General features: G+C 62.1%; 14 protein-coding genes. 11 read left to right on the top strand and 3 right to left on the bottom strand.

Going from position 1 to position 22135, the window contains the following annotated elements:
* The 8 genes from KBX13_RS11170 to KBX13_RS11135 form a co-directional block, all read left to right on the top strand.
* Nucleotides 1-1211: hypothetical protein (locus KBX13_RS11170; RefSeq protein WP_256022222.1), on the top strand; the 1211-nt coding region annotated here is incomplete at its 5' end.
* A gap of 345 nt (nucleotides 1212-1556) precedes the next feature.
* Nucleotides 1557-2834 (top strand): DDE-type integrase/transposase/recombinase, encoded by a 1278-nt coding sequence (locus KBX13_RS11165; RefSeq protein WP_256022220.1) that lies wholly within the window; start codon nucleotides 1557-1559, stop codon nucleotides 2832-2834.
* An 882-nt stretch (nucleotides 2835-3716) separates the two neighbouring features.
* Nucleotides 3717-4115, top strand: a complete 399-nt coding sequence (locus KBX13_RS11160; protein WP_256022218.1) for a helix-turn-helix domain-containing protein — start codon at nucleotides 3717-3719, stop codon at nucleotides 4113-4115.
* Nucleotides 4116-4162: 47 nt separating this feature from the next.
* The gene (locus tag KBX13_RS11155) at nucleotides 4163-5185 is read left to right on the top strand and encodes a DUF3039 domain-containing protein (RefSeq protein WP_256022217.1); all 1023 of its coding nucleotides are present in this window, start codon (nucleotides 4163-4165) and stop codon (nucleotides 5183-5185) included.
* A gap of 862 nt (nucleotides 5186-6047) precedes the next feature.
* Nucleotides 6048-7391 carry a phosphate acetyltransferase gene (gene pta / locus KBX13_RS11150; RefSeq protein WP_256022215.1) on the top strand — a complete coding sequence of 448 codons (1344 nt, stop codon included), beginning with the start codon at nucleotides 6048-6050 and terminating at the stop codon, nucleotides 7389-7391.
* Complete coding sequence (locus tag KBX13_RS11145) at nucleotides 7392-8594, top strand: acetate kinase (protein WP_070361838.1); 1203 nt, start codon at nucleotides 7392-7394, stop codon at nucleotides 8592-8594.
* A gap of 162 nt (nucleotides 8595-8756) precedes the next feature.
* Nucleotides 8757-12056 (top strand): YPDG domain-containing protein, encoded by a 3300-nt coding sequence (locus KBX13_RS11140; RefSeq protein ID WP_256022213.1) that lies wholly within the window; start codon nucleotides 8757-8759, stop codon nucleotides 12054-12056.
* A gap of 13 nt (nucleotides 12057-12069) precedes the next feature.
* Nucleotides 12070-14514, top strand: a complete 2445-nt coding sequence (locus KBX13_RS11135) for a hypothetical protein (RefSeq protein WP_256022211.1) — start codon at nucleotides 12070-12072, stop codon at nucleotides 14512-14514.
* Between the two features lie 550 nt (nucleotides 14515-15064).
* Here the strand turns inward: KBX13_RS11135 and KBX13_RS11130 are convergent.
* The 3 genes from KBX13_RS11130 to KBX13_RS11120 are packed head-to-tail and all read right to left on the bottom strand — an operon-like array spanning nucleotide 15065 to nucleotide 19678.
* Entirely contained in the window at nucleotides 15065-17329 is a 2265-nt protein-coding gene (locus KBX13_RS11130) for a serine/threonine protein kinase (RefSeq protein ID WP_256022209.1), read from the bottom strand.
* Nucleotides 17316-18320, bottom strand: coding sequence for a glutamate ABC transporter substrate-binding protein (locus KBX13_RS11125; RefSeq protein WP_256022208.1), 1005 nt, complete (start codon nucleotides 18318-18320; stop codon nucleotides 17316-17318). Before KBX13_RS11125 ends, KBX13_RS11130 begins: the two co-directional genes overlap by 14 nt.
* Nucleotides 18317-19678 carry a hypothetical protein gene (locus KBX13_RS11120; protein WP_256022206.1) on the bottom strand — a complete coding sequence of 454 codons (1362 nt, stop codon included), beginning with the start codon at nucleotides 19676-19678 and terminating at the stop codon, nucleotides 18317-18319. Before KBX13_RS11120 ends, KBX13_RS11125 begins: the two co-directional genes overlap by 4 nt.
* A 59-nt stretch (nucleotides 19679-19737) precedes the next feature.
* On the opposite strand from KBX13_RS11120, the gene KBX13_RS11115 reads away from it, so the two are divergent.
* Genes KBX13_RS11115 through KBX13_RS11105 form a run of 3 tightly spaced genes read left to right on the top strand, consistent with a single transcriptional unit; the run spans nucleotide 19738 to nucleotide 21894 of the window.
* Entirely contained in the window at nucleotides 19738-20217 is a 480-nt protein-coding gene (locus KBX13_RS11115; protein WP_070975670.1) for an NUDIX hydrolase, read from the top strand.
* On the top strand, nucleotides 20210-21163 hold the full coding sequence (locus KBX13_RS11110) for an ABC transporter ATP-binding protein (protein ID WP_256022205.1): 954 nt from the start codon (nucleotides 20210-20212) through the stop codon (nucleotides 21161-21163). The genes KBX13_RS11115 and KBX13_RS11110 overlap by 8 nt, the downstream gene beginning before the upstream one ends.
* A gap of 2 nt (nucleotides 21164-21165) precedes the next feature.
* On the top strand, nucleotides 21166-21894 hold the full coding sequence (locus tag KBX13_RS11105; protein ID WP_071573089.1) for an ABC transporter permease: 729 nt from the start codon (nucleotides 21166-21168) through the stop codon (nucleotides 21892-21894).
* Nucleotides 21895-22135: the final 241 nt, after the last annotated feature.

The raw sequence follows: 22135 nt of genomic DNA, 5'->3' as shown, positions 1-22135 counted from the left end.
CTGGTGTAAAGGTCAACAATCCGGATGATGACACCAAGATCTCTGCTAAGGATGAGGACGGCAAGGACGTCCCGGTCCGCGTCGGCGACGACGGCAAGGTCTACGTCACACCTGGTAAGGATGTCGAAGGACCGATTAAGCTGGTCGTCGAGGATCCGGACCTGCCTGGTGGCAAGGCTGAGATCGAGATCGAGGTCGACAAGGCCCAGAACCCAGGTGGCGAGGAAAACAAGCCGGGAACCGGTGACCAAACCGACCCATCCGAGGGTGACAAGCTCGGTGACAACGTTGTGGCGTCCTACCCGAAGACCGACGTCAGGCCGGGTGCCACGGGTACTGCCAAGGTTCAGCTGAACAAGAAGGACGGCGAGAAGGTCGGAGAGGCCGTCGATACGCCGAAGGGCACGACGGCGACGATCACCAAGCGCAACGGCGGTGAGCTGCACGGTGCGAAGTGGGACATCAACACTGAAGCTTCCGCGAATGTCACTGGTCAGGCACCGTCGACGGAGGACCTCATGAAGGCCTTCAAGACGGCTGACGCTAAGGGCTGGGACGACTTCACGAAGAAGTTTGCACCGCTTGCAAACCCATCGGTGGATGTCACCGTGAAGAACAGCACCGGCGAGCACACTGGTGTGAAGGCGTCCTTCACCCTGGTTGGCCAGGACGGCAAGTCCATCCTGGATGCGGACGGTGACTTCGATGGCGACGGCGTGAACAACGGCGATGAGCTGAAGAAGGGCCTCAACCCATTCGACGGCAACGATGGCAAGATCAACGCTGGTCGCTGTGCCGCATCCGCTGTGGGCTTCGGTCTGCCGCTGATCGCGCTGCTGCCACTGGGTCTGGCTTCCCAGATTCAGATCCCTGGCCTGAGCGATTTCGCCGCACAGGCAAGCGCTCAGCTGCAGGCTGCGAACACCCGCATCCAGCAGCAGGCTGGCATCTTCAACCCGGAGATGGCTAAGCAGGTTGAGCAGATCAATGCGCAGCTGCGTACCGTTGGTGCGGATCTGGGCATGGTCGTCGGCGGTATCGCACTGATCGCGGCTGGCATCTTGGCCGGCACGGTTATCTACGACAACTGCAAGCCTGGTGGCCCAAGCTCCTCTGTGAAGGATCTGGAGCTGAAGGGTTCCTCCGGCAAGACGACGAAGCTGTCTTCCAAGGAGGACGATGCGAAGGAGTCCGCTACCCCGAAGCAGTAACGCGATAGCACTCTTCAACGCCTCCCCCTTGCGGGGGAGGAAAAGGGGTAAACGCTTACTAAGCGTCTGGTAAGAAGTAAAAAGCTGCTGTCCGCCGTTTGTGGCGGGCGGCAGCTTTTTGTGTTGATGCAAGAAGGTCGCGCGAGCCGGTGTCGGATCTGAACGGTAATGCAAGTAGGGTCGGTTTTCTACTATCGGTAGATGGACGAAGTCACAGAGTGCTGCCGACCTGTTGGTGCGAGTTTAACCTGTTTGCCAGTTCGTGGAGTTCGATAGGTTGCGCCCAACTCCGCTTCGCTTAAGAATTGCCTTCGTTTCCCGGATTCGGCTGCCCCGGAGAATCCATTGAAGAAATTCGACGAGGCCGACAAAATCGCAGTCGTTGATGCCAAGCAACAGCTGATGGAACAAGGCTTGGATTATGGGCCTTGGTCGATCTACTACTTCTTGTTTGGCACTTTAGGTGCAGATCGCACCCCATCGCGGTCCACAATCGCCTCGTGGTTGCATGAACTGGGATTTGTTGATGCTAATGCCCGCAAACGGCCCCGCAGCTCCTATAAGCGCTTCGCCCGTGATTTCGTCGGTGAACTCTGGCAAATCGATGCACTGGTCTACCGCCTCTTTGACCATGCCCACACACATGTCACGATTTACCAGATCATCGATGACGCCAGCAGATTCGATGTCGCAACCACAGCATTCGCCCTACCCGAAAACGGTACTGATGCGCGCGCTGCGCTGGCCGCAGCGTTCGCCGCTTACGGCAAACCTCAAGAAATCCTTTCTGACAACGGCGATGCGTTCGCCACCTACCACCGTGGTTTTCTCTCTGCTACTGAAACTTGGCTCGCTGGCGAAGGCGTACTTGCCATTGCTGGTTTCGCTCCAACAACCCAGGGAAAAGACGAGCGATCTCACCGTACGTTGACCCAGTTCCTCGATGCACGCCACCCAGTCAGCCTTGCTGAGGTCAACACCTATCTGGTCGAATATCGCCAGGTATACAACGAACGACGACGGCATCAATCGCTGTTGGTCGGCAAGATGCACATCACCCCACGCCAGGCTTTCGATACCTTCCCCAAGGCACCGTCGCCTACGCATCCACTCGATCCTGATCAGATCTGGGCCCGCGTAGTTGACTATAACCAGGCACACAATCCTCACGCTATATCCAAAATGCCAAACGGCCTCGCGGAAGCGGCAACTTCACACGAGGCCAACACCGATGACATGGCAGCTCAGCAAGGCATACCTCCCACCGATACCCCCACACTAGCGGCACCGACGCCACAATCAACAAACCATTGGGGTATCCCAGACCAGCTCTGCGTGAGCAAAGATGGCGTTGTACGCGTATGCAGCTTCGGTCTCTACATCGGTCTGAGGTTTAAAAACCGCAGGCTCTACTCCACAGTCACAGCCGATAATGTTGCTAAGTTCTACACGGCCCATGACGGTGAATTCCTCTTCAGCGTGCCCTTGCCGATCACGTTGAGCCACCGCCCGCCAGGTGGTCAGATCAACATTAACCTCGTCGAAGGAATGAAACATCGCCAACCACCGCGGATGAACCCGAAACTATCCAAACCCCGGCCGAAGCGCAGGCTACAACCGTAAGCCGCTAGAAGCGCCCAAGAACACCATGGATCCCGTGTCCAAGAAGCCACCGGACTCCGTGTCCAAAAACCCTAAGGACATAACATCTTTAGACTAGATGGCAGTAGTAAGGAGGTGTTGTGGGATGGGTACGTCTTCTCGGGTGCCACGGGGTACGCGGTTTCGTAAGCCTTTTATCGTTCCAGACACGCTCGAAGAGCTACGCGGTCCCGTAGTAGGGTTGTTTACTATTCCGAAGCGTTTGTATTGGCCACGCCCGCAGCCGGTAACTGTTGATCTTTCCCAGGATGGGGAAAAACTGTTTTGTATTCTGCTGTGATGACAGAAGGCACGTTGGCGGATTTACGCACGATGGTCAACGCGGAGGAGCTTGTCCGTCTCTGGGATCGCATTGGTCTTTCCCCGTTGATTATGCAGGCGTGGGAGAACAAACTACCTCGTTTACAAGGCGGGGTTGTTCATAGTGGATAGTCAATTCGAGGTGCAGCGTCGTGTGGCTCGCATTTGTCTTAAGGCGTGTGAGCAGGCGGGGTTTCTTCTTTGTGGTGGTAGTGCGCTTCGCGAGCATGGCATTACTACTCGTGTTAGCGACGGTCGAAACGTAGCCCAATTCCAACGTTCGCTAACAAACAGCTCAGTCTTCTTCTCATGATTTTAATCTGTAGAGTTAACTGTGCATGGCCGAATTTTGGCTTAGCCTATTCAACAATATCTAGAGGTCGCGACATATCTTATCGTTGGAGGCGTCCTATAATTTGACAAAAACTAGACTTCCAGCTGCCTTTGAGCTAATGTCACCTATGACAGATGTGACAGATAAATCATTTAAGGCACTTAAGTTAGTTAGAACGTTGGGCAGTGACCCCGAAAGGACGATTTAAGATGCATACACTTCCCGCTAGTCATTTTACTGCCGAGGACATTGCTCAGCTCGAACAAATTGTAGAGGCAGAAGGCCGACCAAATGTTCGCCAACTAATTGCAGAGATTACCTGTTTAGTGCGCAGCGGAGAGGATATTCATTTCCTTAGTGACGGTGAAGAGCTGACTCCTAACGAAGCTGCTAAGAAGCTTAAAATGAGTCGGACTCATCTTTGTAAGCTCCTCGATCGCGGAGAGATTCCTTCTTACCAAGTAGGTACGCATCGGCGTATTCGCGCTCGCGATTTAGCGCTGTTCGACAATAAACGTCGCGCTGATAGAAATGAACTTGCCGAGATGTTCTTTCATCAAGGCGAAACAATCCGAGCTGCCGATCAATCGATAGCAAATTTCCTGTAAGGGGCTATCCCTTGGTATGAATCAGGAAGTTTGGCATTATCAGAGTTATGCATAATCGTCGCGCTCGACCGACTATCCGGGTACTGAAAAGAGATTTGAGTACTGACTGGGAGAACCCTTTTCCTCAACGTGCTCTTGAGCGCGATGATTTAGACAGTTTGCATCCTCTGAGCGATTTACCACATCCGCTTATCGAGAAGGCAAAATCGCTATTCAGCGAAAAACCGGAAGAGGATGGAACCCCAGAGGAAATTTCCAGCGCCACCAACATGCGTCTTTGGAAGGTAAAAATTTCCCAGTGGCGTGGGGGCGTATGGGAAGACGCAGACGGTGTACGTTGGCTTGTGGTTGCTGGCTTGGCAAAAGGTCAGCATGAAGATCACGATGACTTCTACGAAAAGGTTAAACAAGCTAACGACAACGCGACAATACTGCGATGGCAACCTACCGAGCAGGATAAGCAGTTATTGCGGCTGGAAACAGCGGCAGGGTTGCGAACCGAATGGGAACTATGCATACAGCGATTGGCTCTGGAGGCACTGACACAGATCCACTCAGGTGGAAAATATAGTTTTACTGTGTCCAATCCTCTCGACCGGAACGAAAAAATGGCGACCATCATTCTGGAGGTCACACCCGAGAGGGAGGGGATAGAATCCGACGATTTTTTCTTGGAAATTAAGCCCGAAAACCGGTTCGTTACAGACCCATTGATTTGGGTATTGACCCTCCGTCTACTGAGTTCCATCGACCCGCCTGAACAACATTGGGACCGATATGGGGATACCTATTCAAACATGGGGGAGCCAGGTTGTTGGACGTGTCGGAAGGATGAGCTCGAGCAACTTGTAGCTGCTGAAGAGCTTGCATTCTCGGAACCAGGAAAAATCAGCCATTATGCTCATCGAAAGCATCTCGTTCGCAACACAGTCGAAGGAAAGGCCGTCTCTTCTTTGTGTGGAACAAGCTTTGTTCCTCAAAGTGATCATGAAAAGTTGCCAATGTGTCCTGAATGTCAGAAGATCTACGAGCAACTTCCCCGCTTTGAAAAGTGGAATTCTGATTCCTAGCGTAGCGGAGCACTACTATTCCAGCAGACGCGTTACACGGTGTCCAGATCATATTTCTCTGAACTCTGGTTCGGTCAAGTCCGTTGATGCGGTGTAAGAACCTTTCGAGTCTTTAGTCGTTATTCGGCGGTGTCGTCGGCCAGTAGTTCGAGTTGCTCCTTGAGATAATCGTGGGGGTTGTCGACGTTGAGGATTCGGCGTTTCAAGGCTGTGTACACCTCCTGGGCTGGATATCGGCTGTCCACCAAAAAGGAGACAGGTCCACGATCGCCAATCAACAGAACCCCCGGTCAAAGAACTCGACCTGGAGAGCTCTTCCGGGAAGACGCCGAAGATCTCCGCGAGTCGCAAGGTGGGATGAAGGCATGTCGGCAAATCAAACGGAATAGGCAATTACCCTTCGAAGTGATTTCTTGTTGTGGGAGACCGTCATCAAAACCTTTACTGACAGCTTCTAGCTTTGGTGCCAAAAGGTCGAGCGAGCCTCTGGCTGCATGCAGGGCCGATTCTCAGGGTCTGCATTACGTCACGACCGTGAGAGTTAGGGATTGTTCCCCGGTCATTATGAAAACCCGGAACTTTTTTCGTAGACATGCGTCGCGACCTGGTGAAACGAGAGTGGTGGTCGACCGGAACAGGCCTGAAGGCCGAAATGGTTCCCGGGGGCGGGAACTTTTTGGCGGTCGTTGCATTGGGGGCTTGTCGGCCCCGGGTACGAAACAGCTCGGGCACCGACCCCCAAGTGAGACCTGACACTCGGTTGGGAAACGTGTGAACCGGGTCCCAAAAATCCGCCCGCGTATTGTGGCAGGACTGTAGAATGATACGCATTTATGTCCGCCACGATTCTGAAGGCTGGGTTATGGCTCAACATCTACTGCTCACCTGCACTAGCACGAACCTCGGCAGCGCTGATGCTGACGCGCTCGCGGCACGGCACGGCCTTCAAACCTTCCACGTCACGGGGGAGACACTCGCCGAGTCGTACGCCGCCTGCGAGGGCCAGGAACAACCCACCTTGTTCGTGGGCCAGGGAGAGTGCTCCTTTGATGCGGAGCTCGCTGCGGCGCTCGGGGCTGCGGTCATCGTGCTTATCGACGCCCCGCAGCGCGCCACCCTCGCGCGGCGGACGGTGGAACGCTACGGTGCGACGCTGCTCGCCACGGTCACGTATGTCTCGGAGGCGGCCGACCTCACTATCCCGGAGGTTGCGCCGGTGATGTCCCCGCTGGTCTTCGGATCGCACCTGTTGGGCCAGGCCCGCGAGGTCGGCGCGCACATCGTCCTGCCGGAGGGTGAGGACCCTCGCGTGCTGGAGGCGGCGCACAGGTTGTTGGAGGGGGGCGTCGCGAAGCTGACGCTGCTGGGTGACGTGGACGCGATCACCGCGAAGGCGCGGGAGCTTGAGCTGGACGTGTCGGGGGCGACGCTGCTGGACCACCGCACCTCCGACCTGTCTGAGGAGTTCGCGCAGGCCTTCGCCGAGCTGCGCAAATCCAAGGGCGTGACCCTGGAGCAGGCCCGCGAGGTGATGCGGGACGTCTCCTACTTCGCCACGATGCTTGTGCACACCGGGCGCGCGGACGGCATGGTCTCCGGCGCGGTGCACACCACGGCGGAGACGATTAAGCCGGCGTTCCAGATCATCAAGACGCGCCCGGAGGCCTCCGTGGTGTCCTCGATCTTCCTGATGGTGATGCAGGGCCGTCTGTGGGCGTTCGGCGACTGTGCTGTGAATCCGAACCCGTCCGCGCAGCAGCTCGGAGAAATTGCCGTGAGCTCCGCGTTGACCGCCGCTCAATTCGGTATCGAGCCGAAGGTTGCGGTGCTCTCGTACGCCACGGGCACCTCCGGTGCGGGCCCCGACGTGGAGCGCGCAGTCGAGGCCGTCGCCGCCTCCCGTGCTATTAATTCCGACTTAATTATTGACGGCCCCCTCCAGTTCGACGCTGCGTGCGATGAGGGCGTCGCGAAGCAGAAAGCACCCGATTCACCCGTGGCGGGGCAGGCGAACGTGTTCATCTTCCCCGACCTTGAGGCGGGCAACGCCGGGTACAAGATCGCGCAGCGCACTGGCGGCGCGCTGGCGGTAGGCCCGATTCTGCAGGGGCTGAACAAGCCGGTCAACGACCTTTCGCGCGGCGCGACGGTCGATGACATTGTGAACACTGTGGCCGTGACTGCGATTCAGGCAGGGGTGAAGTAAATGAGCTACGTACTGGTGATTAACTCTGGTTCCTCCTCGGTGAAGTTCCAGATCGTGGACCCGAATTCGGACGCCTCGGACGCACCGTTCGTCTCAGGGCTTGTCGAGCAAATCGGGGAACCCCAAGGCCGCATTACCATCAAGCACGGCGAGGACCGCTGGGTGCTGCAAAAATCCATCCCCACGCACAAAGACGGGCTGGAGGAGGCGTTCCACCGCCTGGCGCTGCGCGGCGTGAGCCCGAAGGACCTGGATGTGGTGGCGGTGGGGCACCGAGTGGTGCACGGCGGCATGGTGTTCAGCCAGCCTGAAATCATCGTGGACCAGGTTGTCGACATGATCCGGGACCTGGTGCCGCTGGCGCCACTGCACAACCCGGCGAACATCGACGGCATCGAGGTCGCCCGCGAACTGCTGCCGGACATCCCGCACGTCGCGGTGTTCGACACCGGCTTCTTCCACTCCCTGCCGCCGGCCGCGGCGCTCTACGCCATCAACGCGGAGGTGGCCAGTCAGAACCAGATCCGTCGCTACGGCTTCCACGGCACCTCCCACGAGTTCGTCTCGGGCCAGGTGCCGGGGCTGATCGGGTCCGACCCGAACCACACCCGCCAGATCGTGCTGCACCTGGGTAACGGGGCGTCGTGCTCGGCGGTGGCGAATGGGCACGCGATCGATACGTCGATGGGGCTCACCCCGCTCGCGGGCCTGGTCATGGGTACGCGCTCCGGCGACATCGACCCGGGCATCATCTTCCATCTGGCGCGCCACGGCGGCATGAGCATCGACGAGATCGACGAGCTGCTGAACAAGCGCTCCGGCGTCAAGGGCCTGGCCGGCGTGAACGACTTCCGCGAGCTGCGCGCCATGATCGAAAACGAGGACGGCGACGCCTGGCTGGCCTACAACGTCTACATCAACAGGCTGCGCAGCTTCATCGGCAGTTACATGGTGGCGCTGGGCAGGGTAGACGCGATCACGTTCACCGCGGGCGTCGGCGAGAATGACAAGTTCGTGCGCGAGGACGCCCTAGACAACATGGAGGCCTTCGGTGTCAAGATCGACCCGGAGCGCAACTCCCTGCCCAACGATGGACCTCGCATCATTTCCGCCGACGACTCTCGCGTGAAAGTACTTGTCGTGCCGACGAACGAGGAGCTTGCCATCGCGCAGAAGGCGGCGGCGCTCGCGCGCCGCGCGTAGCCTCCCGTGCGCCTGTCTGCCATTGTTCAACACCTTTGTTGTACGGCCGTTATTCGTTAGAATTTAAAACGGCATGTCAACAGCTGTAAAGGCAAATGTCTGCACAGTGAGTACACTGAGTAGCGTTTAGCAATTTACGGACAGTTTTAAGAAGGAACGATGATGGGCAACGTGAGCGGTCGCAACGGGGCGAAGCGGCGAGGTGGGGTGTCGGTAGCGGCATGCGCACTTGGGGCATCGTTAGTAATCACAGGTGCGCCGGTGGTGGCAGGTACAGCCACGGCGCAGCAGCCCACTGCTGAGTCCACATCATGGAAAACGCCACGCACTGAGGCGGCCCGTACGGACGTCACGTTCCCGGACCTCGTCGTCGCGCCTGGCAAGACTGAATCGTCGAAGCCACAGCTGAAGCGCAACTTCTGGACCGCCGCCTGGAACAAAATCGGCACCCCCGTGAAGTGGGAACTCTCGGAGGGCTTTTCGGCGCCCACCGGCTGGCACCTCACTTTTTCCAAGGACGGCACCCTCAACGCCACCGCCGGCGAAGGCATCGAAACCACTACGTTCAAGGTGCCGGTGACCATCACCTTTGCTGACGACTCCACCAAGGACGTCGAAGCCAACGTCACCCTCGCCGACGGCCCAACCATCGAGCCGATCAAGGACCAGAAGTACTGGCAGAACCGCCTGATCCAGCCGCGCCGCGTGATGGCGTGGAACGTCCCGGCTGACGCCGTCATCGAGCTGGAGGGCCTGCCCGCGGGCCTGAGCACCTCCGCCCAGACCCGCCTTGGCTCCGGCTCCTACCTGTTTATCAACGGCCGTCCAACTGAGACCGGCACGTTCAACGTGACTGCGCGTGTGACCGGCGCAGGCGACCCGCTCGAGGAAACGTTCACCATCACGGTCGCCGACTCGGCTGAGCTCGGCGAGCCGGAAGATGCCGACATCGCACCTTCCGAAGTCCCGCCAGTGCGCCCCGGCACCGACGTGCACATCCCGCTCGACGTCGAGGACGCTTCCTCCGTGGAGGTCGAGGGCCTGCCGGAGGGCCTAAAGTACGACGGTGAGCAGCACGCGATCGTCGGCACGCCGACGAAGGAGGGCACCTCCAAGGTCGTCGTGGACAAGGTCACCGAGGATGGAAAGCGTAAGCGCGACTCCTTCACCATCACGGTCGACGAGAACGCACCGGAGCCAAGCGAGCCCGCCGAACCATCCGAGCCCGCAGATCCCACGGACCCAGCAGATCCAGCAGACCCATCGGACCCCGAGGGCCCTGTCGCCCCGGATCAGTTCGCGTGGAACCCCATCACGGTCCGCGCCGGAGAGGAAACCGGCGTGACCCCTGTCCGCTCCACGCAGGGCGTGCGCGTCGTCGCGGAGCCCGGGAACCCGGACTGGTTCACCGTCTTCGCCAACGGCGCCGTGTACGCCGCCCCGTCGCGTGACGTGAAGCCGGGCACTTACACCATGAAGGTCCGCACCGAGAAGGGTGAGCAGGACACCATCACCGTCGAGGTCACGGCAGCCGTCAAGGACTCCGAGCGCTACGACTCCTCCTACTCGGACACCTACGTCCGCGCCGGCGGCACCGCCACCTCACCGGCACCGTACGCGAAGCTGGGCTACAACGGCATGGTTTTTGAGCGCCAGCCGTTGCCGAAGGAGGCGTCGTTTAGCACGGAGGCCGAAGGCGTGAAGCTGAACCAGCATACGGGCCAGATCACCCTTTCCGCGGACCTGGATGCCGAGGTTGGAAAGCCGATCGAGGTGCCCGTCACCGTCACCTACCCGGACGGCAGCACGAAGGAGATCATCGCGCACTTCCAGGTGCTGGCGCCGCAGTTCGCGCAAACACAGAAGTTTGAGTACGAACGCCGCGAGGCCTTCGAAGGTGAAACCATCAAGGTCAACCTCACCGAGCCTTTCGACCCCGCCTCCGACCCCGAGTTCGCCATCCTGACGAAGGCCTCCAAGTACCAGGGCTGGGACCTCTTTATCGACGCCACCACCGGCACCATCACCGCCACCGCCCCAGCGCAGGACGCGAAACCGCTGAACGTGGAGGTCGTCGCGCGCTACGCGGACGGTTCCAACAAGACGGTCGTGGCCGTGATCGGCGTGCGCGACGCGAAGCCGCAGGCCTACACGTCCAACCTGGACTTTGAGGACGCCGTCGTCGGCGACGACGGCACCGTCACCATCACGCCGAAGGGTGACATCCCGACCGGCGTCACCTTCGAACCGGAAGGCGCGGCTGCGCTCGGCGGCGTGGCTGGTCTGCGCGTTGACGTCGACGAGAAGACCGGCCAGATCAAGGTCACCCTGCCGAAGGACGCCAAGCCCGGCCAGGGCTACGACCTCGGCGTGCGCATCAACTTCCCCGACGGCGGCTCGAAGGTAGTGCAGCTCAACGTCGCCCGCGACTCGCAGGCCCACCGCGAGCAACCGTCCTGGACCCCGATCGGCGTGGCCATCGGCGCCAACGCCGTAACCCAAGAGCCGAAGGTCGCACCGAAGGGAGCCACCTACGCCATCTCCGCCGACTTCGCCGCGGAGGGCTGGAAGGCCGCCGTCGACGCGACCACAGGCGCGCTCACCGTCGCCGCCCCCGCATCGGCGCACGTCGGGGACCGCACCATGATCCCGATCGTGGTCACCTTCGAGGACGGCTCCCAGAAGCTCGTCGAGGCGCAAGCCACCGCCGTCAAGGCGATGGGCGGGGCAGTCTCCAACGCGTACGACCCAACCCAGGTCCGCGCAGGCGAAACCGTCACGCTCACCCCGACGCTGCAGGGCGCGCACTACTCGCTGCTCAACCCAGTCGGCGGCCTCGACACGCGTATCGACGCCACCACCGGAGCCCTCACCGTCGGCGCCCGCCCGAACGCAGTCCCCGGCGTACGCGAAGTCCCGGTGCGCATCAACTTCCCGGACGGCTCCACGACCATCGCGAACGCACGCATCTCCGTGCTCACCAGCGACGGCAAACCGTCCCTGGCCGAAGCCACCCCGGAGTTCACCGACACCATCAAGGCCTACCCGGGCAAGGCGACCACCTACGTGGTGCCGAAGCCGGCCGGGGCCGCCAAGGAGGCGTTTGCCCTCGGCCAGCTACCGAAAGCGCTCGCCAACTGGAAGATCGACATTGACGCCGCCACCGGCGCACTCACCGTCACGCCACCCGCTGGCGCGAAACCTGGACTCGTGCCAGTGCCAGTCGTGGTCAGCTTCGCGGACGGCTCCCAGGCCACCAAGCTCCTCCGAGTGCAGGTGGTGAAGGGGCCGCAAGAGGTGGAGAAAGGGTCGTCGACAAGCAGTGAGATTCCGCCAGGCGCGAAAATCGCGGGCTTCGTGCTCGGCCTCCTCGCCTTCCTGGGCGGGCTCGGGTACTTCCTGTACGAACACCGCGACTTCTTCCGCACATTCCTAGCATTCCCAATCAACCAGCAGCGCTGAGAGGACAACGACAGTGACCGGCAAAACCAACAAACAACGCATCGCAGCGATACTCGCAGGCGTTAGCGTCGCCGCAGGCATCGTCGTGGCCCCACACGCGGATGCGGCCATTACCCCAGGCAGCTTCGCCATCGGCGTCAACCGCGACTCCGACAGCGGCAACTTCCGCGTCGACGTGAACAAAGCGCGCGTGTCCTGGATGTACTTCAACCATCCCGAAGGCACCACGCGCCTGCTGCAGAACGCCTTCTACATCGACGGCGCCGTCAACGGCTCACCCATGAGCTACGTCGGCAACGCCACCGAAGTCGTCGAAGCGAAGCCCGTCGGGAACACCGACCGCGTCGTGCTGCGCCACACCGACCCCAACTCGGGCGTCGAGATGACCCGCACGTTCGTCGTCGGCGACGACTCCATCCAAGTCACCGTTGACCTGCGCAACACCACCGGCCAGGCCGCCAACATGCGCGTCGAAATGGCCAGCGGCATCATCGACCGCGACTTCCAAGTCACCGGCGTCCCCCGCGGCGACGGCTACCACGTCGACGTCAGCAACGCCTACAAAATCAACGTCGACTTCATGGGCGCCACCAGCAAGGGCAAAGGCGAACAGCGCCACGACGCCATCAATGGCGGCACAGGTGACGACGCCCACTTCGTCGCCGGCGTCTGGGAACAAGACGTACCCGCCAACGGCACGCTGCGCGCCATCACCGCTATGACCCTCGACGTCGCCCAAGGCACCATCGACACCGACGGCGACGGCTTCCCCGACGAATGGGAAGAAAACGGCTTCACCGACGAAAATGGCAAGGTCTTCCCGCTCCAGAAGTGGGGCGCCGACCCCAAGAAGGTCGACCTCTTCCTCCAACTCAACTGGATGAAGTCCGAATGGGAAACCAAGAAGTGCTCCGAGCAGCGCAAATACGCGCCAACCGAGGAAGACTTCCGCAAGTTCCTCGACTGCTCCGAAGCCAACACCAACGTGTACCGCCCGTCGCGCCAAACCCTCAACGACCTCGTTGACGCCTTCGCGCAGCAGAACATCAACCTGCACATCGACGCCGGCGACTACTACAACCCAATGCGCCTCGAGCACCCACAAGGCGGCCCGACCGAAGACTTCACCCCGTACTACTTCGAAGGCAAAGTCTCCGGTATCAAGATGCTCGAGGACCGCGACCGCCTCCTCAACGGACGCCAGACCGTGTTCCGCGTCGGCGTCATCGGCGACCAACAAACACGCACCAACTTCTCCTCAGGCAACGCACTGATCGGGGACGGCGCTTTCTACGTCGCAAAGAACCGCATGATGACCTCGCAGGACCAGCTGCGCAACACCATCCTGCACGAGTTCGGTCACAACCTCGGCCTGACCCACTCCGGGCCACTCGCCGACACCAGCCGCCCAATCTCTGACTACGTGCCCGGCTACCTCTCAGTCATGAACTACCTCTACCAGTTCACCGACTTCCGCTACTCCAACGAGCGCTCTCGTCCGACGGGCAAGCTGCCGAAGGCATGCCAGACCGTCCAGTGCTACACCGGCGACTACGACATCGACCCCGACTGGCCAAACCTCGCCTTCATCGGCGGCCAAATCGGCCGCGCCAACGGCACCACCGGCACCCCCGGCCAGGACGACCACGAACACGAACACGCCGACGACGAACCAACCGTCCGCGAACTCGAGGTCTACTCCGCCGAATTCAACAACGGCAAGGCCGGCCTGCGCGTGCGCAACGAGGAAGGCGCTGGCAACATCATTATCGCCAACCGCACTGACTCCAAGATCGCCTTGGAGCTGTCCAACCTGGGCATTGACATCCACAAGTTCCGCCTCCAGGCCACCTACCCCGGCGGCCGATACGAGCAGGAATACACCATCGAAGGCGCCCTCAGCGACGAGTCCAAACTGCCCATCAGCGTCCCAATCACCAACACCGCCGGCTACACCGGCTCCACCATGCCGATCACCTTCCGGGTGTTTAACCAGGACAACGACATCGTCGCCGACGAAACCATCGAGTTCTCCGCCCTCAACTACAACGGCGAAGACACCGCGAAGCTCATACGGGAACTTCGCAAGAAGAAGTCCGACCTGCTCAAGCGGGCAGAGCAGACCGTGGGCAAGGCGGAAGGTGGCGCCGGACCACGGCCAACCAAGCCACTCGCGACCCAGGCCAACGCCGCCATCCCGACCCGCGCCGGCCAAGCACCAGTGACCTCACTGAACGCGGCGCCGAGCGGAACCTACGACGCCCCGGCTCCCGCGCGCCCTGCCAAGCCGACCACTCGCCCAACCGCCCACCCAGCGCCTTCGACTGCGCAGCAGCAGAACCCAGGCAAGGGTGGGGAAACGGGTGGCCTGTCCGGCGGTGCCATCGCAGGCATCGTCGTCGGCCTGCTGGCGCTGCTCGGTATTGTGGCCGCAGCCGTTGGCCTAGGCGGCTTCTAAGCCCGCTGATTGGGTTTGCACCAAATTCCCCCAGGTCCAGATTGTGACCTGGGGGGAATTTCTTTGGGGTAGGGGAAATTGAGGAATTTGGTGCCGGGCTGGGTGGGATGCGCACCAAATTCCCTCCCGGGAAACCAGCGACCTGGGGAAACGTAAAACCTGCCTGCCGAAATCCCGGAATGTGGTGCGCCTAGCTGGGAGGCAGTGCCAAGGGACGCAACCCTAATTGGACCAGATATTCAAACGTGCTGTTCATAAAAGGGCTAGCCAAAAGAGAGTGCGTCCTTTGGCACTAGCGCCTCAAATATGCGCACCAAATTCCCTCCCGGGGAAACCGGCGACCTGGGAAACGCAAAAACCTGCCAGCTAGGGGAAATCCCGGAATGTGGTGCGCCTTGCTAGGAGGCAGTGCCAAAAGACGCAACTCGCCGAATTGGACCAGATGTTCAAACGCGCTGGTAGTAAAAGGGCTAGGCAAACTCGAATGCGTCCTTTGGCACTGGCGCCTCAAACAGAGGCACCAAATTCCCCTCCGAAACCCAAGCAAACCCTAGAACCACGTCACGGGGCGGATCTTGTTGGCCATGTCGACGAGGTCGAAGCGGTGTTGGAGGTAGGGCGCCACTCTGGCCAGGGCGCGCAGGGTCCTGGCGAGTTCGTTTTGGAGTTCGTGGGCGGTGAACCTCGTGTCCAGGATGGGGGAGGGGTCGGGGTGGTGGCCGTCGAGGGTGTAGGTGAGGGCGGCGCGGAGGATGAAGACTTTGATTTGGAGGTAGCGGGGTTCGGTGTTGGGGATGCGTTGGAGGCGAAGGGCGGCCTCGCGGATGCGGGGCTCGGTGGGGTCGGTGACCAGGCTGAGGATGGAGGTGAGTTGGGCGAGGCGGTTGTGTCGGGAAGCGACGGGGACGCGGTCCAGGGCTGCGGCGGCAAGCTCAGGTTGGTTTTCGTGCATGAGTTGGCGGGCCAGGCCGAATGCGGAGGAGACGGTGGTGGGGTTGGTGCTCCAGACCAGGGCGTAGAGACGGATGGCGTGGAAGCGCAGCATGGCGGGGTTGGTGGTGACCATGGACCAGTCGGGGTCGAGGGAGCCGGTTTCGTGGAGGTGCTCGAAGACGGTGTTGGGGAGTTCGTCGAGGTGGCGGTTCATGCCGGCGGCGCCACGGGCCACGCTGGGTTCCAATAGCGCGGTGTCGTGGAGGTCGGCGGATTGGAGGAGGAGTTCGGCGACGGCGGCAAGCGCCAGTTTGGAGGCGGATTCGCCAGGCAGGATTTGCAGGACGCGGGAGAAGGCGACCTGGGCGTCGGTGTATTTGCTGGTCAGTAGGTTGGTGATGCCGGTGTACCAGTGGTAGCGCCAGTTCTTCCGCAGGCCCTCGTCAAGTGAGTCGAGCCAGGTGCGCGCTTGGGTGGTGAAGCCGAGGTCGAGGAGGGTGCGGGCGACGGCGAAGGGGATTTCGATGGAGTCGGGGTGGCGGTCCTCGGCAAGCGCTTGGCGCAGGGCGGCAAGGGTTTCGGAGGGTTCGGAGTAGGTGGTGCTTTGGAGGGTGGCGGCGCCGGGGTCGGTGGCGTCGACAAGTGGGACGGGCAGGGCGATGTTGACTTCTTGGGGGGTGATGGTGACGGTGCGGGTGATGCCGTCGATGAGTTGGTCGGTGCGGAAGACGACGTGCTTGGTGCCAAACGTGCGGCGTTGCGGGGAGAAGAGTGAGTGTTGGGCGGGGAAGGTGCGGCCGTCGCGGATGGCGAGTACTTCGCGCAGGACGCCGAGGAGTTGGGCTTCGAGTTGGGTAACGGAGTCGAAGCGGTCGTCGCGGTTGGGGGCGCAGCAGCGGGCGATGAGTCGGTAGAGGGAGATGTAGCGGCGGAAGAGGGGTTCGGTGGTGGGGGTGGGGATGTCGGCGTCGTGTGGGAGGTCGATGATGAGGGCGGCGAGGGTGCGGCCGATGGTGTAGATGTCGGATTGGACGGAGGGGCCGTCGGTAGCTACTTCGGGTGCTTGGTAGCCCTTGGTGCCGTAGATGAAGCCGTAGGAGCCGATGCCGGAGACCGCGCCGAGGTCGATGAGTTTGACCTGGTCTTCGGTGACGATGATGTTGTCGGGCTTCAGGTCGTTGTACACGACGCCGCGCGAGTGCAGGTAGTCCAGCGCGGGCAGCACTTCGAGGATGTAGGCGATCGCGATGTCAACGTTGCACCTGCTTATCGACGGCCCACCTACGTACTCCATCACGATGAACCCGCCGGGCACGCGTGGGTCGTCGATGAAGTTGAAAATCTTGACGATCCCGGGGTGGGTGATGTCGGCGAGGAACTCGCGCTCGGCGACGGCGGCGGCCTCCTCGTCCTTGTTGCGGGCCGAGTGCAGCCCCTTGAGCACGACGTTTCGCCCGGAGACGAAGTGGTCGGTGGCTAAATAGATCCAGCCCATGCCGCCGTGGGCGATGGTGCCGAGCACCTCGTACTGTTCGGCGACCAGGTCGCCGGGCTTCAGCGCCGGGGCGGGGACGCCTTCAAAGGTGGATGGGTCGCGCAGCGCGTCGGTGGGGTTGATGGGGTGGACCCAGGGCAGTTCGACCATGCCGTCGGCGACGGTGCGGGTTTCGCGTTTGGTGCCGCGCAGCTCGCGGAAGCGGTCGAGGGCGCGGCGCCGCGAGCGTTGCGAGGTATCCTCCTGCCGCTTCTCCTGACGCAGCGCCTCGAGGTCCTCGAGGAGGGCGGACATGGAGTCGTCGTACTCGAAGAGGTCGTCGTCATCGTCGTCGTCGGCGAAGGGGTCGAAGGCGACGGCCTCGGTGCCTGGGTCATTCGTGCTCATTGGGTTCCTCCCGGTACATCAGCGGTGGGGGGTAGGGGTCTGTGGTGGAATCCGACAGCCACTCCTGGAACATGCGGTGCCAGGTGCCGTCGGTGCGGATGCGCTCGATGGTCGCGTTGACCTGTCGCACCACCGAATCGTTGCCGAGCGGGATGCCGACGGCGTAGTACTGGGTGGCCAGCGCGTCGGGCAGGATGTCGGTGTGCGGGTCCTGGGCGAGCATGCCGGCGAGGATGGCGTCGTCGGCGATGATGGCGTCGGCCTGGAACTGCTGGGTGGCCATGAGGCAGTCGGACCAGGAGCGGGTGCGCAGCACCGGGGAGTGCGGAGCGAGGGTGCGCACGATGTTGAGCAGCGTCGTGCGGTCGACGACGCACACGGTGCGCTCTGGCAGGTCGTCCATGCTCGCGATACCGCGATCAATCGGGGCCAGCACCCTGACCTGGGACTTCAGGTAAGGGGTGGAGAACGCCACCTTGGAGGCGCGCTCCGGGGTAATGGACATCGTCCTAATCACAATGTCCACGCGCCCCTCCCGGAGCAGCTCCGCACGCGAGGCCGAGTCCACGAAGCGGAAGTCCACCGCCTCGGGGTCGTCGAAAAGGTCGCGGGCGATCTCCCGGGCCAGCTCCACCTCGAATCCGCGAAGCTGCCCGCGCACCATATCGCGGTAGGACAGCAGGTACTGGGACTGCTCCACGCCCACGATGAGCCGGCCGCGCTCCCGGATCTGCTCCAGGGCAGGGTCATCTTCCGGAGTGGCTGCGCGCGGGCGCAGCGAGCCCTCCCAGTCCAGGCCGTGCGGCACAAACTCCATCGACGGCTGCTTGCCCGCCCCGTCCAGCAGCGCGCCGGGCGGCAACGGGATTGCCTCGTGCGCCGTGGACGCCGCCCCCGTCGGCAGCTCTTCCAGCGAGGACTGCGGCGCACACCCCACTGCGCCCGCCGCCACCGCGAGCGCTACCAACAACGAGCCAGCCCTGCGCATCATACGTACTCCCTGAATCGCCGCTGCACCCCGAACCACATGCTGATGACCGCCAGCAGCGACAGCAGCGCGACCACCGTCGACACCAGCCTTGTCGCGTCCAGGGAGGTGTGGATGTAGTTGCGCATCTCGGCGCGCGCCGACTCAATCAACGTCACCATGTTCGCGTCCAGCTCCGTGTACGCGGTGGACGCGCTCGGGTGGTCCGCGCTATCGACCATCAGCACGTCGACGGCGCGCTCAAACCGGCCGGCATCGAGCGTCGAGACGAGTTCGCCATGCGCCTGCGACCACTGCTCCAGCGCCCTGCTTGCCGACGCCACCTCCGGCGCATCCGACGCCGTATCCAACGCCGCGCTCACCCCCTGGTACGTGGACTCGAAGGACTCCGCCGACTCCGCAACGGACTGTCGGCGAAGCAGCGCCATCGTCTCGTCGGTGCGGGTCTCCTGGGCGCGGAGGCGGGCGTCGGTAAGCTGGCGCAGCGGTGCCGCGGCCTGCTCGAACCCGATGACGCCCGAGCGCCACGAAATGAAGTTCGAGCCCGCGACCCACGCCAGCGCCACCACCATCGCCGCCGTCGCCGCCACGAAGCCCTTATTCCAGCGGCGGCGGAACGTGCGCCACAGCCACCACTGTGCACCCGCCAGCAACAACAGCGCCGCAACCAGGCCCGAAAGCGGCACCCACTGCGGCGCGTTCAGCCGCACCATCTCCACCGCCACCTGGCGCTGCGTCAGCGCAAACAGCGTGTTCGCCGAGGTGATCATCCGCTCACGCATCATGCTGGACGCCTCCGACATATAGGACACACCCACCGGGTTGCCCAGGCGCTGGTTCACCTTCGCGCGCTCCATGAACGCCACGTACAACGGCAGGTCGCGTTGGATGGAGCGCACCAGGTTCTGGATTCGCTCCTGGTCCTCCGGCCGCGTCAGCTCCGAGGCGCCCTCGTAGATGTCGCTCGCCGCGATCACCGCCTGATCTATCGACGCCAAATACGCCTTCACCTCATCCGGCGTCATCAACCCTGCCTGCACGAAGCCCGTCGTGGCCACCGTGTCCGCCTGCGACAGCGACGTGAGCAGCACGTGCGCGGAGTGGTTCATCGGCTCCGTGGTCTGCACCAAGACGTCGAGCGCGTGCTGGCGCTTACTCATCGACTGGCTCTGCGCGAACCCAATCGCGCCCACCGCCACCGTGAGCACCAGCATCATCGCCAGCATCTTGCCCGGCGTGGTGATCACGAAGTCCGCCAGGCGCCGCGCCGCGCGAATCGGCCCACTCGACGCGCGCTGCTGCGGATGCAGCGCAAGATCATCCAACCAGGCGTCGCTGGGAGGTGGCGTCGTGACAGTCATTCCTCAACCATAACCACCGGGCCCGACCTATTTCTAGGAAACGACCTACAGTGGAACACATGCAAGGAGACGGCAACGGATGGGTCGAAGGGCCCAACGGACAGAAAATGTGGGGCAAACACGGCGCCGCGGGGCTCTTCCTGCAGGCCACGCACGGCGGCGAGCCCGTCGTGCTCATGCAACACCGCGCCCCTTGGACCGCCCAAGGAGACACGTGGGGCATCCCCGGTGGCGCCCGCGACTCACACGAAACGGCCTCCCAAGCCGCCCTGCGGGAGACGGAAGAAGAATGCGGTATCGATGGGGGCGAAGTGGACGTCGATAAGGAATTAGTGACGTCCGGCCCCGCACCCAGTGGCTGGACCTACACCACCGTGCTCGCGCGCGTGCGCTCCGGCGAGCCACTCGAGACCACCGCCAACGAAGAAAGCGTCGAACTGCGTTGGGTTCCCCTGAAAAAACTCGAAGAACTCGCCCTACACCCGGGGCTGCGTGCCGCGCTGCCAGACATTCTCAGGCATACTGTTTCGCATGATTGAAGTCCAAAACCTGTCAAAGGTCTACGGCCCCGTCCGCGCCGTCGACGACGTGAGCTTCCGCGTCAAACCCGGCATCGTCACCGGGTTCCTCGGCCCCAACGGCGCAGGCAAATCCACCACCATGCGCATGATCGTCGGCCTGGATAAGCCCACGTCAGGCAGCTGTCTTATCGACGGCACCAGCTACCGCAACCTCAAGCGCCCCGCCCAAAAAGTCGGCGCCCTCCTCGACGCCAAAGGTGTGCACCCCAACCGCTCCGCCCGCGCGACGCTCCTGTGGCAGGCGCAGGCCTCCGGCATCCCCGCCTCCCGCGTCGACGAAGTCCTCTCCCTCGTCGGGCTGACCGACGTGGCGGGCAAGAAGGTCGGCGGGTTCTCCCTCGGCATGGGGCAGCGCCTCGGCATCGCCGCGGCCCTGCTCGGCGACCCCGAATACCTCATCCTCGACGAACCCGTCAACGGCCTCGACCCGGAAGGTATCCGCTGGGTCCGCTCCCTGCTGCGCGCGCTCGCCCAGGAAGGCCGCACCATCCTGGTGTCCTCTCACCTCCTCGCCGAGATGGCGCAGACCGCCGACCACCTCATCGTGATCGGCAAGGGCAAACTCGTCGCCGATACCTCCGTCCACGACTTCATCAAGGCCCACTCCGGCTCCCGCGTTGTGGTGCGTGCTTTGGACGATGGCTTGGGGGCGTTGCGGGTGGCCGTGGAGGCAGGCGCGCCGGGCGCCACCATCAGCCCAGGCACCGACGCCGACGGCCGACCCAACCTCACCATCAACGACGCCACCCCCGAAACGATCGGGCGCATCGCCTTCGAAGCCGGCGTCATCCTCACCGAACTCAGCGAACACCACGCCTCCCTCGAAGACGCCTACATCCAATCCACTGAAGGCACCGAACAGTTCGCATCCCGCTTCGAACACTCAGTCCAGGAGGGCAAGTAACCATGAACCTCATACTTTCCGAGTGGACCAAACTCCGCAGCACCCGCTCCTTCTGGTGGACCAGCGCCGCCATGATCATCGTCGCCGGCATCTACGGCGCACTCTTCGGCTGGCTGGCCAACACCTCCGGCATGCCCTACACACCCCTGACCGTCGTCTCGACCGTCTCCATGACCATCGGGATCGTCGTCATCGTGCAGGCCGCCATGACCGTCACCACCGAATACCGATTCGGCATCCCCGCTACCAACTTCCGCCTCACACCCCAACGCTGGCAAGTCGCCCTGGCCAAAGTCGTAGTGGGCGTCGTCGGCGTTGTGGTTGCGACGCTGCTGGCCGTGGTCGTGGCGTTCATCCTCGCCGACCTCACCACCGCCGTCCCCGCAGGCTGGACCACAAATAGCGCCACCCAGCGCGCCCTTTGGGCAGTACCCCTCGGCATGGCGCTGCTCACCCTGTTCACCCAGGGCGTCGGCTGGATCGTCCGCAACACGTCCGCCGCCATCGTGATCGGCCTGTCCATGATGCTCCTCCTGGAGACCATCGTCGGGTTCATCCCCAAATACGGCCAAGACGTTGCCAAGTTCCTGCCCTTCAACAACCTCATCGCCTTCATGATGAACCAACCCACCCAACACTGGGAGCTCGGCGCCTCCCTCGGCATCTTCGCCGTGTGGGCCGTGGCGTTGTGGGTGATCGGCGTGCTGTTGACTGAGGCGCGGGACGCGTAGAGCCCAAGCCGCGCACCAAATTCCTGCTTTTGGGGCGCGGGTTTTGCATTTCCCCAGTTCAGCTCGGGTGTGAGGGGGAATTTGGTGCTTGTGCTGGATCGTGTGACACCAAATTCCTGGTTTTTGGAGGCGCCGTTGACGTTTCCCCAGGTGGCTGGTCGGCTCGCTCTGTGTCAAGTGGTTGTGGGCCAGATTCATGGTTAACAATGCATCATCAATGCACGCGGCATCGGCGCTGTCT

The organism is Corynebacterium sp. CCUG 51687, from assembly GCF_024453995.1.
Lineage (GTDB): Bacteria > Actinomycetota > Actinomycetes > Mycobacteriales > Mycobacteriaceae > Corynebacterium > Corynebacterium pseudogenitalium.
The sequence above is the reverse complement of the archived record's forward strand: the minus strand, read 5'-3'. Positions and strand labels throughout refer to the sequence as shown.

Bases quoted from the DNA above. Each gene is read 5' to 3' on its own strand.
- KBX13_RS11120 (WP_256022206.1), bottom strand. From the start codon at position 19,678: ATGACTGTCACGACGCCACCTCCCAGCGACGCCTGGTTGGATGATCTT.
- pta (WP_256022215.1), top strand. From the start codon at position 6,048: ATGGCTCAACATCTACTGCTCACCTGCACTAGCACGAACCTCGGCAGC.
- KBX13_RS11130 (WP_256022209.1), bottom strand. From the start codon at position 17,329: ATGAGCACGAATGACCCAGGCACCGAGGCCGTCGCCTTCGACCCCTTC.
- KBX13_RS11145 (WP_070361838.1), top strand. From the start codon at position 7,392: ATGAGCTACGTACTGGTGATTAACTCTGGTTCCTCCTCGGTGAAGTTC.
- KBX13_RS11110 (WP_256022205.1), top strand. From the start codon at position 20,210: ATGATTGAAGTCCAAAACCTGTCAAAGGTCTACGGCCCCGTCCGCGCC.
- KBX13_RS11105 (WP_071573089.1), top strand. From the start codon at position 21,166: ATGAACCTCATACTTTCCGAGTGGACCAAACTCCGCAGCACCCGCTCC.
- KBX13_RS11125 (WP_256022208.1), bottom strand. From the start codon at position 18,320: ATGATGCGCAGGGCTGGCTCGTTGTTGGTAGCGCTCGCGGTGGCGGCG.
- KBX13_RS11155 (WP_256022217.1), top strand. From the start codon at position 4,163: ATGCATAATCGTCGCGCTCGACCGACTATCCGGGTACTGAAAAGAGAT.
- KBX13_RS11140 (WP_256022213.1), top strand. From the start codon at position 8,757: ATGGGCAACGTGAGCGGTCGCAACGGGGCGAAGCGGCGAGGTGGGGTG.
- KBX13_RS11115 (WP_070975670.1), top strand. From the start codon at position 19,738: ATGCAAGGAGACGGCAACGGATGGGTCGAAGGGCCCAACGGACAGAAA.
- KBX13_RS11160 (WP_256022218.1), top strand. From the start codon at position 3,717: ATGCATACACTTCCCGCTAGTCATTTTACTGCCGAGGACATTGCTCAG.